This is a genomic window from Paenibacillus filicis (assembly GCF_038070315.1).
Lineage (GTDB): Bacteria > Bacillota > Bacilli > Paenibacillales > NBRC-103111 > Paenibacillus_G > Paenibacillus_G filicis.
Genome location: NZ_JBBPCC010000013.1, coordinates 1 through 12,630, shown reverse-complemented (window position 1 = coordinate 12,630; position 12,630 = coordinate 1). Strand labels below are relative to the sequence as shown.

General features: G+C 39.8%; 19 protein-coding genes and 2 pseudogenes. 12 read left to right on the top strand and 9 right to left on the bottom strand.

Annotated features, from left to right (window positions below; all coding sequences use genetic code 11):
• Positions 1-20 precede the first annotated feature (20 nt).
• The 3 genes from WMW72_RS19395 (at position 21) to WMW72_RS19385 (ending at position 2,468) form a co-directional block, all read left to right on the top strand.
• Positions 21-794 (top strand): sugar phosphate isomerase/epimerase family protein, encoded by a 774-nt coding sequence (locus tag WMW72_RS19395; RefSeq protein WP_341417200.1) that lies wholly within the window; start codon positions 21-23, stop codon positions 792-794.
• A 145-nt stretch (positions 795-939) separates the two neighbouring features.
• Positions 940-1,995, top strand: coding sequence for an ROK family protein (locus tag WMW72_RS19390; protein ID WP_341417199.1), 1,056 nt, complete (start codon positions 940-942; stop codon positions 1,993-1,995).
• 95 nt (positions 1,996-2,090) lie between these two features.
• On the top strand, positions 2,091-2,468 hold the full coding sequence (locus WMW72_RS19385) for a response regulator (RefSeq protein ID WP_341417198.1): 378 nt from the start codon (positions 2,091-2,093) through the stop codon (positions 2,466-2,468).
• 103 nt (positions 2,469-2,571) lie between these two features.
• Here WMW72_RS19385 and WMW72_RS19380 read toward each other — a convergent pair.
• The 6 genes and pseudogenes from WMW72_RS19380 to WMW72_RS19355 form a co-directional block, all read right to left on the bottom strand.
• Positions 2,572-2,754, bottom strand: a pseudogene (locus WMW72_RS19380) (sugar O-acetyltransferase); the annotation flags it as partial.
• A complete protein-coding gene (locus WMW72_RS19375) occupies positions 2,736-2,879 on the bottom strand; it encodes a maltose acetyltransferase domain-containing protein (protein ID WP_341417197.1) in 144 nt (47 codons plus the stop codon). The gene WMW72_RS19375 and the pseudogene WMW72_RS19380, both read right to left, overlap by 19 nt.
• Positions 2,869-3,409: pseudogene (locus WMW72_RS19370) on the bottom strand (sugar phosphate isomerase/epimerase family protein). The gene WMW72_RS19375 and the pseudogene WMW72_RS19370 overlap by 11 nt, the downstream one beginning before the upstream one ends.
• Before the next feature lie 47 nt (positions 3,410-3,456).
• Entirely contained in the window at positions 3,457-3,837 is a 381-nt protein-coding gene (locus WMW72_RS19365) for a VOC family protein (RefSeq protein ID WP_341417396.1), read from the bottom strand.
• Positions 3,838-3,923: 86 nt separating this feature from the next.
• Positions 3,924-5,126 carry an MFS transporter gene (locus WMW72_RS19360; RefSeq protein ID WP_341417196.1) on the bottom strand — a complete coding sequence of 401 codons (1,203 nt, stop codon included), beginning with the start codon at positions 5,124-5,126 and terminating at the stop codon, positions 3,924-3,926.
• Positions 5,127-5,165: 39 nt separating this feature from the next.
• Positions 5,166-5,822, bottom strand: a complete 657-nt coding sequence (locus WMW72_RS19355) for a sugar O-acetyltransferase (protein WP_341417195.1) — start codon at positions 5,820-5,822, stop codon at positions 5,166-5,168.
• A 320-nt stretch (positions 5,823-6,142) separates the two neighbouring features.
• Between WMW72_RS19355 and WMW72_RS19350 the strand changes: the two genes are divergently transcribed.
• The 8 genes from WMW72_RS19350 (at position 6,143) to WMW72_RS19315 (ending at position 11,370) form a co-directional block, all read left to right on the top strand.
• Positions 6,143-6,370 carry a hypothetical protein gene (locus WMW72_RS19350; protein ID WP_341417194.1) on the top strand — a complete coding sequence of 76 codons (228 nt, stop codon included), beginning with the start codon at positions 6,143-6,145 and terminating at the stop codon, positions 6,368-6,370.
• 222 nt (positions 6,371-6,592) lie between these two features.
• Positions 6,593-7,264 (top strand): stalk domain-containing protein, encoded by a 672-nt coding sequence (locus WMW72_RS19345; protein ID WP_341417193.1) that lies wholly within the window; start codon positions 6,593-6,595, stop codon positions 7,262-7,264.
• A gap of 229 nt (positions 7,265-7,493) precedes the next feature.
• Positions 7,494-7,913 carry an immunity 70 family protein gene (locus WMW72_RS19340; protein ID WP_341417192.1) on the top strand — a complete coding sequence of 140 codons (420 nt, stop codon included), beginning with the start codon at positions 7,494-7,496 and terminating at the stop codon, positions 7,911-7,913.
• 227 nt (positions 7,914-8,140) lie between these two features.
• A complete protein-coding gene (locus WMW72_RS19335) occupies positions 8,141-8,683 on the top strand; it encodes a hypothetical protein (RefSeq protein ID WP_341417191.1) in 543 nt (180 codons plus the stop codon).
• A 467-nt stretch (positions 8,684-9,150) separates the two neighbouring features.
• The gene (locus tag WMW72_RS19330) at positions 9,151-9,990 is read left to right on the top strand and encodes an RNA polymerase sigma factor (RefSeq protein ID WP_341417190.1); all 840 of its coding nucleotides are present in this window, start codon (positions 9,151-9,153) and stop codon (positions 9,988-9,990) included.
• A gap of 2 nt (positions 9,991-9,992) precedes the next feature.
• Positions 9,993-10,370, top strand: a complete 378-nt coding sequence (locus WMW72_RS19325) for a VOC family protein (protein WP_341417189.1) — start codon at positions 9,993-9,995, stop codon at positions 10,368-10,370.
• 84 nt (positions 10,371-10,454) lie between these two features.
• A complete protein-coding gene (locus WMW72_RS19320; RefSeq protein WP_341417188.1) occupies positions 10,455-10,988 on the top strand; it encodes an ATP-dependent DNA ligase in 534 nt (177 codons plus the stop codon).
• A gap of 43 nt (positions 10,989-11,031) precedes the next feature.
• Entirely contained in the window at positions 11,032-11,370 is a 339-nt protein-coding gene (locus WMW72_RS19315) for an SOS response-associated peptidase (protein WP_341417187.1), read from the top strand.
• 258 nt (positions 11,371-11,628) lie between these two features.
• Here WMW72_RS19315 and WMW72_RS19310 read toward each other — a convergent pair whose 3' ends face one another.
• From WMW72_RS19310 to WMW72_RS19300, 3 genes are read right to left on the bottom strand one after another with little or no spacing between them, the layout of a single operon-like run.
• A complete protein-coding gene (locus tag WMW72_RS19310) occupies positions 11,629-11,787 on the bottom strand; it encodes a hypothetical protein (protein WP_341417186.1) in 159 nt (52 codons plus the stop codon).
• Positions 11,788-11,823: 36 nt separating this feature from the next.
• Entirely contained in the window at positions 11,824-11,976 is a 153-nt protein-coding gene (locus WMW72_RS19305) for a hypothetical protein (protein WP_341417185.1), read from the bottom strand.
• 23 nt (positions 11,977-11,999) lie between these two features.
• Positions 12,000-12,152 (bottom strand): hypothetical protein, encoded by a 153-nt coding sequence (locus WMW72_RS19300; RefSeq protein ID WP_341417184.1) that lies wholly within the window; start codon positions 12,150-12,152, stop codon positions 12,000-12,002.
• 146 nt (positions 12,153-12,298) lie between these two features.
• Between WMW72_RS19300 and WMW72_RS19295 the strand changes: the two genes are divergently transcribed.
• On the top strand, positions 12,299-12,484 hold the full coding sequence (locus tag WMW72_RS19295) for a hypothetical protein (RefSeq protein WP_341417183.1): 186 nt from the start codon (positions 12,299-12,301) through the stop codon (positions 12,482-12,484).
• Positions 12,485-12,630 lie beyond the last annotated feature (146 nt).

Genomic DNA, 12,630 nt, shown 5'->3' with positions numbered 1-12,630 from the left:
TTAATAAATGTGGAGGGTGAATGATGACATCACTTGGCTTTCAAGCTTCCAGTCTTAGACCCTATCTTACGACAACAGATGAAGTACAACATACATTCCGTAAACTGCACAATATGGGGTATCGCGATGTACAGCTACAATGGATCGATCCGGCCGTACCTCTGGCATTCACGGCAGAAGCTTTGCGAGAAACAGGGCTGACATGTATCGCAACTCAAGAAGATTTTACGATAGTGCGAAATAATCTGGATGACTATATCACGATGAATAGGCTGTGGGAAAGTGACTCTTTATGTGTCAGTACCATTCCGCGTGAGCTAATGACCCCGGATGGCATCGTGGAATTTTGTGACGCGATGGGCCAAATGGCTGAGACGCTGGATGAACATGGTATCGCACTCACCTTCCACCCGCTCTGGTTCAACTATGAGTACATAAATGGCATTCGTGCCATAGACATCGTCATGGAACGGTTGCCTCAAGTGGGCTTAACCATATGTATGTATCACACTGTTCGGGGAGGTGAGGACCCTGTGGCTTTATTGGAACGGTATCAAGGACGCGTAAACATATGTCATTTTAAAGATTCCGCACTCTCAACCGAGGGAAAAGAATACTTGGTTCCACTTGGGCAAGGTCGGATTGATTGGTTGCCCATATTTGAGGCTTGTCATCGAACCGGTGTGAGATGGGGACTGGTCGAGCAAGAAAACTGGCAGAAAGACGCCTTCGATTGTGCAAGAGAGAGCTTGGATTATCTAACGAAATCAGGGATCACATCAGCTCATCTTTAGCAAATCAAGAGCGAGTAGTTTTATACAGGGGAATACGATGAACGAAGATGTTTAGAGGGATGTTATGTAGTCTAGCCCATCCAAAATTTTGGACCTAAGATTTACACGCGCATAATCTTATAATGATGTATGGCAACATTATGGAATGAAAATCGGAGTTAATAGGCCGGGGGTCTTTATGGGAATAAATATGCTGGATATGAAAGAGAGCAATTCACAAACCGTTCTTTGGAGTCTTTGTTCATACAAAACCTCCACCATTAAACAATTGGCTCTAACGACAGGACTAAGCTTTGTTACCGTTGGAAACATCCTGAATGGATTTGTAGAAAGCGGAGAAGTCACACTCGGAAAAATGTATTCTGCAACGGGAGGAAGGCCGTCTCAAGCGTATAGCTTTAATGCAGAATTTGCACATGTGCTTGGGTTATCGGCGCGGGTGCGCAAAGGGAAGAATATTATCAGTGCTTGTATCGGAAATCTTTACGGGGAACGCGTATGGGACGCAGAGGAGTCGTTTGATACCATTCAACTTTCTAGTTTTGATCAGATGATCGATGAGGCCCTGCGAAACTATTCGACTATAAGTCTTGTTGCTTTTTCCCTGCCGGGTGTGGAGCGTAATGGTGTTATTTTGGAAAATGACTTTGCAGCATTAAAGGGGACTTCCTTTACAGAATATTTTCAGAAAAAGTATGAGTTGCCGGTCATTGTTGAGAATGATGTCAATGCAGCAGCTTTTGGTTTTAGCCAACATACAGAAAAAGTATCCTCTATTGTCGGCATTTATTTCCCTCGTACGTTTGGTCCAGGTGCAGGCGTTGTGATTGATGGCAACATTCATAAAGGGGTCGCTGGTTATGCTGGTGAAATCAATCTGCTTCCGATCGGTGTTGATTGGATCAAGATTAACTATGATGACCCCAAAGAGCTAGGAGCTGCCATTTCTAAATTAATCAGTATTTTTTGCGGGACAATCAATCCCGATTATGTAGTTCTTTACGGTGATTTTTTTTCCAAAGCTTTAAAAGAAGCGATTGAGCAAGCAATACCTTCAGAACGTTTGAGGACAATATTCCCAATTGTTAATTATGAAAGTGACTTAGATGCCGACATCCTTCATGGTTTGATTGCACAGGCGCTTGCAGCCTATCAGTCTGGTCTGCGCGGAAATTATCGACAGGACAACGAAAATAGCTAAGACTTCGGAGAATGGAGTAAGTAGGCTTCTATGTTGAAAAGGTTCTGATGAACCGGCATTTACTTAAAGCTTTTCAACGATAGGGGAGTAAGTCCATGAATATTCTGATTATCGATGATGATTTCATGTTAACAGGCGGTGTTAAACGCACCCTAAAGAAGAATTTCCCAGATCTTAACGTATATGAAGCTTCTTCTGCCAAAGAGGCTCTTGTAATTATGGAAGTGAATCATATGGATATCGTACTCACAGATATTATTATGCCAGGGATGGATGGGTGGACGTTTATTGAGACCTATCGTCATAGATTTTTAGATACTCAATGGATGGTGATGACTGGGCTCAGCAGCCACAGTGACTTTCGCAAAGCCATGCAGCTAGGAGTTAAATCTTATTTATTAAAACCATTCTCCAAATCAGAACTATCTAAAAATATAAGCGAACTTATTCATTCTAGTAAATCGTTCAATTAGAAGCAATAAATGATTATTGTGGTAAATTAGGATGATAGAAGTGAAAATAGCCAAAAAGACAACGACGAGAGTCGTTGTCTTTTAATTGAAATAAGGTGAACAGTTAGACTAAAGTGTCAAAGTTAATTTTTCGTTCCTTAAAATAATACTGTCTATCATGTTCGTCGATTATTTTCCTGAGCACTCGACATGGATTGCCTACAGCGACTACATGGGAAGGGATATCCTGAGTAACTAAACTGCCTGCCCCAATAACCGTATTATCACCTATGCAAACCCCTGGAAGCCGGATTGCGGACGTGTTTGATTAAAATCGTACAGCTTTTCAAGGCAAAGGAGCTGTTCTTGGCTTAGCTGTTCGTCTCCAGATACATATAAACTGCCATCATGCAGCTTTCCATTAATACTCATTGGAGGCAAGATAGTTTCTTTTTATCCATGCATAGCTTTTTTCAATACTTTGCAGCGGGGGGATCTGACAAAAATCCTGTTCCACAATGAGCCACTCGACTCCGGCCTGTCCGGCTGCTTGGATTACGGCTGGCAGATCCACTACGCCTTCGCCAAGCTCTAATGTCACCATCTGTCTTTGGTCATCTAAGCTATAATCTTTTAGATGCAGTAAGGGGAGACGGCCGGCATATTTGCCGATGTACTGAAGAGGATCTTTGCCTGCAAATTGTACCCAGCATACATCCTTCAGGGAAAAGATAAGGACAGATCATGTATTGAGCGCCGATGGCTTTCAAGTAATGAATCTCTTTTTGCAGATCAGCACGAAGCGCGTGTAAAGAAAGATGGCTGCTAAATCCTTTCAAGCCGAGTTCATCCAATAGCGCCTTCAGATCATCGGCAGGAAGACCTCCATAACCAGCAAATTCAACCCCTTCATAACCCAGCTCGGCCACTTTCCTCAGCATGCCTTTGAAATCAGTCGCCATCTCTTCGCGAAGCGTATACAATTAAAGGCCAATATTCATCCTTTGCATTAGATCGTGATTTCTAACCGATTCATTTCTGGATCGAGGACAACACTTTCGTAGTACCCGTCACCGGTTGTTCGCGGCCCATCCAAAACCTGAAAGCCCTCCTTCTTTAAGCGATCGGTCAATTCATTCACCTTCTCCTCAGAACCAACGGAAAAAGCAAAATGGGTCATGCCATAATATTCGGCAGGCTCCAACTCCGTAAGCTCGGGTTTTTGCATCAATTCCAAACGCGCACCTGTTTCAAAGCTCAGAAAGTAGGAGTGGAATTGTTTCTTTTCATTCACATATTTGTTAGTTGCTATGCCGTTGAAAAATTTCTCATAGAACGATTTCATCTTTTCAAGGTCCTTGGTCCAGATTGCGACATGTTCAATTCGCATCATACATCCGCCTTTCTACATGAAATGTTCATCTCAGGCATAATGGTTAGTCACTCGTCCTTTTGTCGGCCTGTTACTTCAAACACTTAGCTCTCCAGAGAGGCGCTCTTGTGAACGCCAGCTTTCTTTTTATACGCCCGCGTTAGCATTTCTCTGCAAGTCAGCAATCCGACGCCGCAAGCGAGAAGTACATAAGGCATTAAGGAGAAGGAGACGTGCGCAAAAAGTTGTCCGAACAATGGCGCAACCAGCGTAGTACCGGTATAGGCAAATGCCATTTGCATGCCCATAGCCGCCTGTGCATTATGCTGCCCAAAATAAATGGGCGTTTGATGCAGCATGGAGGGATAGATCGGCGCAAGCCCTGCCCCAACAATAATGAATGAGATGAGTGTGAACATCGTCGGAAGCGGCAGCAGCATGATAAAAAATCCTAAAATCGTAAGAATGGCTCCAAGACGAATCAGCGCCTCATTGCTCAACTTCATGGAGATAAAGCCGCTTAACATCCGTCCGGCCGTGATTCCCAAGAAAAATAAGGATACCCATCCGGCAGCACTTTCGGGCGAAATACTTTCGTTTTTCACCAAATAACTTGATCCCCATAGCATCATGGAAGCTTCCGTTGAAGAAACTAGGAAGAACGAGAACATCCCGAAGATAGCACCTCTTGTTTTCAGCGAAGCGAGGAGTCCTGGCTTATCTTTGGATTGCAGATCTTCTTCAGTCGGCTTCGTTGACGGGCCTTCAAATTTCCTCCACATTGGAAGTGAAAATAGCAGTAAGATAACCAATGAAAACTGTACCATCGAAATAGTAAAATAACCGTTTCTCCATGTGTTTCCCCACAATACGAGCGTAGACATCAAGATGGGACCCAGCATGGCTCCAACACCCCAAAATCCGTGGAGCCAGTTCATATGCTTGGCTTCATAATGCTCGGCCACAAACCTATTCAGTCCAGCATCAACGGCTCCGCCCCCAAGGCCAAGCGGAATCGCAAAAGCCAATAGCCAAATGAAGGAAGGCGAAAGCGAAAAACCAAGTAGTGCTACGGCAGTCATGGCGACACTGATAATCGTTACCTTGCCAGTGCCAATGACCCTAATCAGCTTATAGGAGAGCAAACTGGAAATGATGGTGCCTACGGAAATAATCATGGATGCAATTCCCGCGTTTCCGATAGGGACACCCAAATCCGTATTCATGATGGGCCAGGAGGAACCAAGCAGGGAGTCGGGCAATCCAAGGCTGATAAACGCCAGATAAATTAAGATAAGAAAAATCATGTCCATTCTCCGTTATATTAAATTATTTTGTGGTCATTTTTATTCAAAGTGCCCGTCTTTCATAACTTGGCAATCCGCTAAAATATCCGGTTTGTAGATCATGCTGTCTACTTCGGTAATTGTACGGATGACTTTACAGGGTACACCTGCGGCGAACGAATCGGGCGGGATATCGTGCATCACAACGCTGCCTGCCCCGATGACGCTACGATCGCCAATGGTTACGCCGCCACAAACAGTCACATTGGTTGAAAGCCATACATCATGACCAATCGTGACCGGCTTGGCATAACAAAGCAATTGCGCATTTCCATGTTGATCCAGCATCTGTCTGCGTTCGGATGCAACGAGTGGATGGACGGGTGTAACAATCGTGACGTTAGGCCCGAAGTTGACATGATTGCCGATGATTACTTTTGCATCGTCTTGAACCGTAAGATTATAGTTTGCAAAAAAGTGATTGCCTATTTCGGTGTGGGTACCATAATGAAAAAAAACAGGCCCTTGAATAAAACAATTCTCACCTTTACTGCCAAGAAGCTGGTTTAGAATCGATTCTCTTGTTTCGGTTTCATTTTCGAGGGTACGACTATACAAACTGCTCAAATTATGGGCTTGCAATTTAATGGCTCGAAGTTTTGGATTGGCCGGGCTAAATAAAATACCTTTAAAAATACGTTGTTCTTCGTTCATCATAATCCTCCACCATATTTTTATTAGTTATTTTAATCAATTTAATAAGTTACGACATAAATATATCTCATGTCTGTATGAGAGTCAATATATGATTATCGGACATTGAATGAACACTTCACCCATACAAAATGTTTGATGGCAAGTTCCCTAAAAGGAGGGGAGGGAGTGCCTCCATTGATTCTATGGGAAATAGGAGGATTAAAAGAACGTTGCAACATTATGTGCAACAAATTGAATTAACCGAATAAAATGTTACTTTTTTCATAAATTAAATAAATAAAAAATTTAAATACGAGGTGTGATTTATAAATAAGGTAATCTTGGTGTTGATGCTCCTGTTTGTTACTTCAGCTCAGCAAGTATTTGCTAATGAAATTGAACAACACACGACAACAGAAACCATTGACTACATTTACTATGACACACTAGCCAAAACATACTATATGAACACCTATCCAGACGCTTCAGGTGGGTTTTGGACGCTTGATCTGCTTTGTTCTAATAGAGAGGACAAGAATATGTTAGAAGCATTAAATAAGTATTTTTAGATGTAAAAAACTATCAATAGTGTATAACGGAAATCTTGATCTTGATGAGAGTGAAATTGAAATTGTTACGAGTAAACTTATAGAGCAGTAGAGAATAACACTGACTCTCAGAACTCTTAATCCTAAACAGATATGGGAGCTTTTTATTTATAAATTTACCTTTATATTACTAACAAACATAACCTTCTATGTTATATTGTATAAAAAAGAAGAGGTGTTAAAGTGAAGAAGAAATGGATAATATCAGGGGCATTTATTGTAATATCAATTGTATCTTTGGCTATCGGTGCATATGCTGCATCTGACATTAAACTATTTGTTAATGGCAAGCAAGCATCCGCACAAGTCGAGATCATCGATGGCAACAGTTATGTTCCTCTTAGGACTGTGGCAGAATTACTTGGTGCTGAGGTTAAGTGGGATGGCAGTAATCGAGAAATACATATTGGTGCCATCAAAGACGCTGACACATCTGGAACTTCTGAAATCAAATCCTTTAACGTGGGTGTAAACCTGAGTAGTGGGCCAATGAAACTTGATATCGCAAAGGTTTCTTTGGACCCCGAGTATAAACCTAATTCCTACAGTAAATCCATAAAGGCAATAATTTTTGAAGTTTCTGTTGAAAACACCTCATCAGACACGGTCAATTGGCATCCAAATCAAGGGAAACTCGTAACTAACACAAAAGAACAGGTTGATACTAGCCTCTTTTATTCTGACCAAGTTGGCGGAGAGTTCATTGGTAAGGTTGTAAAGAAAGGTAAAATTGTCTTTGAAGTTAAGAGCAGTTTATCTGACGTGACCAGCCTTAATTATAAGGTTACTGCTCCATTCGGAGAATCATTTAACCGTGTTGGTGAAGATAAAACGACCGAAATCATATTAAAATAATAAAGAAGCGAACAGTTGTGAATTATTGCGACTATTCGCTTTTTTTATTGGATATAAACCTTGTTATGCTGACAATAAAAGAGTGTTTTTATGGAAATGTATTTGCAAACTATAAAATTGTCTTAATAAGTATTGGTGGGAATTTACTGTGAAAAATTATTTATATATACTTTTCATGTATAAATGAGAAGATTCCAGTTCTAGATATTGATGTTATGGAGGGTAACCAATGGCAGTGGCATTTAAAGCTGAGTTTCTTTATTACGTTGTTGGAAGCGGAAGCTTCCTTCATTCTTTCTTTTCAACAATTGCATATCGACTAGAATCAAAAGAATGGGGCAGTGTTTATCCGATCCTCATGAAACAACTATATGACAGCAAAGTTGAGAGCGAATCTCTTCCAGAGCTCCGTAATGAGGTTGTGAGAGTACGTGAAGAATTAAAGCTATTTCCTCCAACAGATATAATTTGGGATTTCGATGATTTATCAAAACAACCACCTTGGGGTGATAACATCAGTCCTGAAATTACAAGCCTTTCAAATTACTTTGTTTCATCGGAAGGCAAAGATTTATTTAATTTAATTCTAATGGCGATTGATGAAGCAACAGAAGCAGGAATCACTTTGGAAATAACAGAATTCCCTTAAGTACTACTAAAATAATGAAACCGATCAATCAGGAGACGCTTAGTCACCTGGTTTTTTATTAAAGTAATAGTATATAAAACGATAAAACGTATCTTTTATATTAAATTGTAATAGTATGATTCCATGCTATGTAGGTTTATGGTAAACTTTGTTTAAAAAGGGAGGGTTATATTTGATAACATATTTTCAATCTAGAGTTAACAACAAGAGAAAGGATTACTCAAAAAATGCTTAATAAGGCTATGGTATGTGCATTATTATTTATTTTTATTCTAATGAGCGGCTGTAATTCTTCATCAACATTAAAAAAATCGGAAGTGGCTGAAACAAAACAAGTATTTAATGTTACTGCTTTTAAAAACCAGACAACTTCAGATATTGAAAAAACATATGGTAAACCTGCTAAGTCATCTTCATTTAATTGGATGATGGCTGACTCAGGAGAGAAAATTAGGGCTGTTAAATACACCTACTACATTAATGAGGATGAATTTGAGTTTAATTTTTTTAAAGATACTCTTGGTATTGTTCACTACTATCCTAATACGAATAAAAGCCTATCAAAAATCTCGGTCCAACAACTTAATAATTTTAATTTTGGAGTCTTTGGTCTTTCTAGCGATAATCTAAATGTTAAATCAACTAATGCAGTTATTTGGACAGGTTTTAGTGATATATATAGTGTTACTTTAATTGGAACACCAAACAAAGAGGCTACAGAAGTCCCAAACGCCGAATTTAAATTCGTATTGGAAAAATCATACCGATAAAATATTCACTGATCATTGTGTAATTAATTTAATCCAAGAAACAAAATAGCCGTAGATTCACGGCTATTTCTATTTGTTTTATGCCAATGCTTCCATAAAGAAATAAACTCCCATAACCTGTAAGATGGTATTAGGTGATGAAAATGTTTATTTCTCCAATGCTATTACAGTACGCTAAAAATCCTTTCAATAGTTCTAACCATCTGGCCGAACTAAAAGTATCTCTATAAACCAACGTGTACATTATTAAAATAACAATCCCAATCCTTTTGCACTATGCATTATTAGCAAAATTATATTTGTACTTAAACATCAAACTGTACTTTGTACAGTTTTTTAATATTCATTGGACTTAGAAAAAAAGCATTATTCGAGGATCGATCGTTAGGCTAAAGGGCAGAATTCGTTAATGGATCATCACTGAAAGGTAAATTGTAGGCTCTTCACGAATTAAGAAATATTGCATTTTGCCAGTATCTATTGCCCGTAAATTCTCGTTATATATTTATGAAAGTGAACGATTTCCACAGGAAGGAGGAACAGATATTCCTAAGGAATCTCTGGAATTATTTTATACTACATTTGAGGAACTAACACTGCCCTTTGAATCGGATCTTAAAAGGTATTGCATGAGGATCGTCGAATCGACATGGGACGGGGAAGACCTATTTCAGGAGACGATGCTTAAAGTGTATCGCAGATTTTTACGCTGGCCTGAGCGTGAGTTGAGCAAGCCCTATTTATTTCGAATTGCATCGAATACTTGGCTGGATATATGCCGTAGAAAGAAAATTGCTTTTCACCCAAATTTCTTGATTAATCAAGCGGATGTAGCTTACGAAGAGTGGAGTCCGTATGACGTTCGCGAATCCTTGGAAACACTTATGGATTTATTAGAACCTAGACAGGCAGCGCTGATTTTGTTGACGGATGTGTTCGGTTTTTCCCCTTCTGAAACAGCAACGGTGCTAGGGCAACCGGTGACTGCGGTCAAGGCAGCGCTTCATCGCGCCCGAAATAGGCTCAAAAAAGCTGCGGATCGTCACTTTCATCTTTTGGAGATGGACAACAAAGAAACGGAGAAGGCAATATCTAAGGCGGACGGAGAACTGCTTGAGACTTTCGTAATGGCGTTTCGAAACGCTAATTTTAATTCCTTGTTTCTTACATACCGGGAGCTGTCTGTGAGGGGGCTAAAGATAGGTCGAGTGCGTGTCATTCATGGGCATGTATGGTTTTCTTTTCTTGATCCAGACTGCAACGTATTTACAGTGACATCACCATTAATTCAACAATCGGAGGTTTGAAAATGACTAAACCAACATTTTATGGTGTAGGGATATTTGTTCCTGTTACAAACTTGGAACGATCAACGAAGTGGTATACGGAAATGTTAGGATTCGAAATTATTCAACGCGACGAACCGAATGCAACGGTATTGATGATGAATGACCATCGTGTCGTATTCTGTCTCGTTCTTTCCTTCGAAATTGAGCATCGATCGTTTCCTAAAAACAATTACCAAGTAGAACAGTATTTCAATTTTCATACCAAGGATGTGAATAGTAGTTACCAGGCTTTGAAGGAGAAGGGGGCCGATATTGGAGAAATTGAGCAATTCGATGGCGGTATTCGTGGATTCTCCCTTCGCGATCCAGATGGGAACAAATACGGCGTCGTGAACTGATGTCCCCCAATCAATCCAAGCAGAAATCATAATAAATTTTATATTTTGAAGAGTAGTGATTGTAGACGATTTTGAATTGGCCATATGTCCTCCAAACTGAATTGTCCTGCTCCTCCAGGCACGATCCTAGACGGAGAACTCATTGTTACAGATCAGGAGGGAAAGCCAGACTTCGAAGCATTACAAAGACGATTCCAATCTAAACGCGATAAAACACCTGTTTCACTCTGTGCATTCGATATACTCCAATACAAAGGAATTGACGTCACTGACCTCCCATTATGGAAGCGTAAGGAGCTGCTGGAGGAATCCTTTGAAGAAACAGAACATTATAAAAAAGTTCGTCCATTCAGTGGAAATGCTACAGACTACTTTGAATTAATAGCGAAACATGGCCTTGAGGGAATTGTTATTAAATACATCAATTCAAAATACGAAGTAGATAAACGATCCTGGTCGTGGCAGAAGGTAATCAAGTGGACTTCTGCTGAAGTTTATATCTCAGGATACAGAAAATCGGACTTTGGGCTACTCACATCTATAGACTGTGTAGACAGCTCTCAGCGCCATTGTGGTATAGTAGAGTTAGGAGTCACTTCCAAGCACAAGGCAGCCTGAAACAGCGTCACGAAGCGTCTAGTCTATAAAGAAGATAGCAACTTTGCTTATATGGAGCCCAAGATCAAGATACGGTGGTGTATATGGATTTGCAGGCCTTTGGGATGAATGGATGGATTCAGAAGGGGAGAGGTTGAGATCCTTCACAATTATAACGATTACACCGAATGAATTGGTTGAAGACGTTCATGACAGAATGCCAGTCATTTTAGACGAAGAAGGAGTAAGTATTTGGCTTTCTCAGGAGCAAGATAAAAATTACCTGCAGACATTGCTACAACCATATCCAGCTGACAGGATGATTAAATATCCTGTATCCAAGTTGGTCGGCAGTGTTAAAAACAATAGCAGTGAGCTACTCGATGAAATTGCATTTAATTAAAATGTAATTAGAAAGAGGAGAGTACAGATGAACTGTAACTCTCCTTTGTCATGTATTGAGTTAATTTATTTAGTAAGGGTCTGTAAAGCTTTTTGTGTAAACCCTCTTGAAGCCAACATGCTAACGTAAATATTGACCGATTCGGTCGGGGAAGAAAACGGAGAGCTGGAGGAGCATTTGGCCCCAAAGGAATTAAGATAAAATGCAAGTTTCAGTGTAAAAAAACAACCACCTAACCAGGTGGTTTTCTTGATTTATTCAATTACCATCAGCATCTGGTAAAAGTGATTCTGGTGTCGTCATATCTGATTCCTCAATGAGCTCATTGTATTCGTTAATTTCTTCAGAAGTATTTAATACGTCTGTTGAATCAGCAATGGATTGAACATCTTTCGTTTCTTTGCTTAACTCATCCAAGTGTAAGTTCCTTCCTTTCATTTGACAGGAATTAAACTACTCATCAAGTCCAGCTCTGCACGTTTCAGCAGATGTTGTTTCTCTATGGAATTCAGAGTGCTTATTCACATTATCTTTGTCGGCTGTGATGGTGAAATCCTGGTCTAAAATGAGACTATCTTCGTTCTCGATTCCATCCGTGCTATTCATGGATTACCCACCTTAATATTGACTCATTGAGCATCAGACGATGTGTTTCCGTGTGAATCAATATTCTCATCTCCAATAATATCTACAAACTCTTTAACTCCCTCAGTAAAAACTAATGACTCTGAAGTGACGATTGGATTTTCTGCAACGATTTCTTCATTGAAATTGTTTTCCATACATACCTCCGTTAAAAGTGTTTTGAAATAAGCTGACTTGTATATTATTTGTTTCACAAAGGTTATTTATACCAATTTAATTGTTGTTGAAAATTATTTCTTGTTTCTTTATCATCAAGTATAAGTTGAATTAGGGGGAGAGAGGATTGATTGAAAAATACGCACTCTTAGATGAACCTGACAAAACAATGTTTGTTTTTGAGAAGAACGGAAAAATTTATGGTCATATAGTTAAGAACAAAACAGAAAAGGCGGCAGCCAAGTTTATTTTTGAAACTGGTAAATATGATAATGTTGAAATGCTTAAAGAAGAGTATCCTCCATCACCTTAGAGAAGAATTCTAATCAAATGGGTCTGTAAAATAGAACGTGGAACCTTTGAAATCGAGAAAAGTTGGGCATACTGACATCATAGAAAACTCGATTCGGAGGAAACCAAGATGACCGAGAAATTTTGGACCAAAAAAGATATCCGTGC

Coding starts and splice junctions, on each gene's coding strand:
- WMW72_RS19395 (WP_341417200.1), top strand. CDS start 21: ATGATGACATCACTTGGCTTTCAAGCTTCCAGTCTTAGACCCTATCTT.
- WMW72_RS19390 (WP_341417199.1), top strand. CDS start 940: ATGAAAATCGGAGTTAATAGGCCGGGGGTCTTTATGGGAATAAATATG.
- WMW72_RS19385 (WP_341417198.1), top strand. CDS start 2,091: ATGAATATTCTGATTATCGATGATGATTTCATGTTAACAGGCGGTGTT.
- WMW72_RS19375 (WP_341417197.1), bottom strand. CDS start 2,879: ATGAGTATTAATGGAAAGCTGCATGATGGCAGTTTATATGTATCTGGA.
- WMW72_RS19365 (WP_341417396.1), bottom strand. CDS start 3,837: ATGCGAATTGAACATGTCGCAATCTGGACCAAGGACCTTGAAAAGATG.
- WMW72_RS19360 (WP_341417196.1), bottom strand. CDS start 5,126: ATGATTTTTCTTATCTTAATTTATCTGGCGTTTATCAGCCTTGGATTG.
- WMW72_RS19355 (WP_341417195.1), bottom strand. CDS start 5,822: ATGATGAACGAAGAACAACGTATTTTTAAAGGTATTTTATTTAGCCCG.
- WMW72_RS19340 (WP_341417192.1), top strand. CDS start 7,494: ATGGCAGTGGCATTTAAAGCTGAGTTTCTTTATTACGTTGTTGGAAGC.
- WMW72_RS19335 (WP_341417191.1), top strand. CDS start 8,141: ATGCTTAATAAGGCTATGGTATGTGCATTATTATTTATTTTTATTCTA.
- WMW72_RS19325 (WP_341417189.1), top strand. CDS start 9,993: ATGACTAAACCAACATTTTATGGTGTAGGGATATTTGTTCCTGTTACA.
- WMW72_RS19320 (WP_341417188.1), top strand. CDS start 10,455: ATGTCCTCCAAACTGAATTGTCCTGCTCCTCCAGGCACGATCCTAGAC.
- WMW72_RS19305 (WP_341417185.1), bottom strand. CDS start 11,976: ATGAATAGCACGGATGGAATCGAGAACGAAGATAGTCTCATTTTAGAC.
- WMW72_RS19300 (WP_341417184.1), bottom strand. CDS start 12,152: ATGGAAAACAATTTCAATGAAGAAATCGTTGCAGAAAATCCAATCGTC.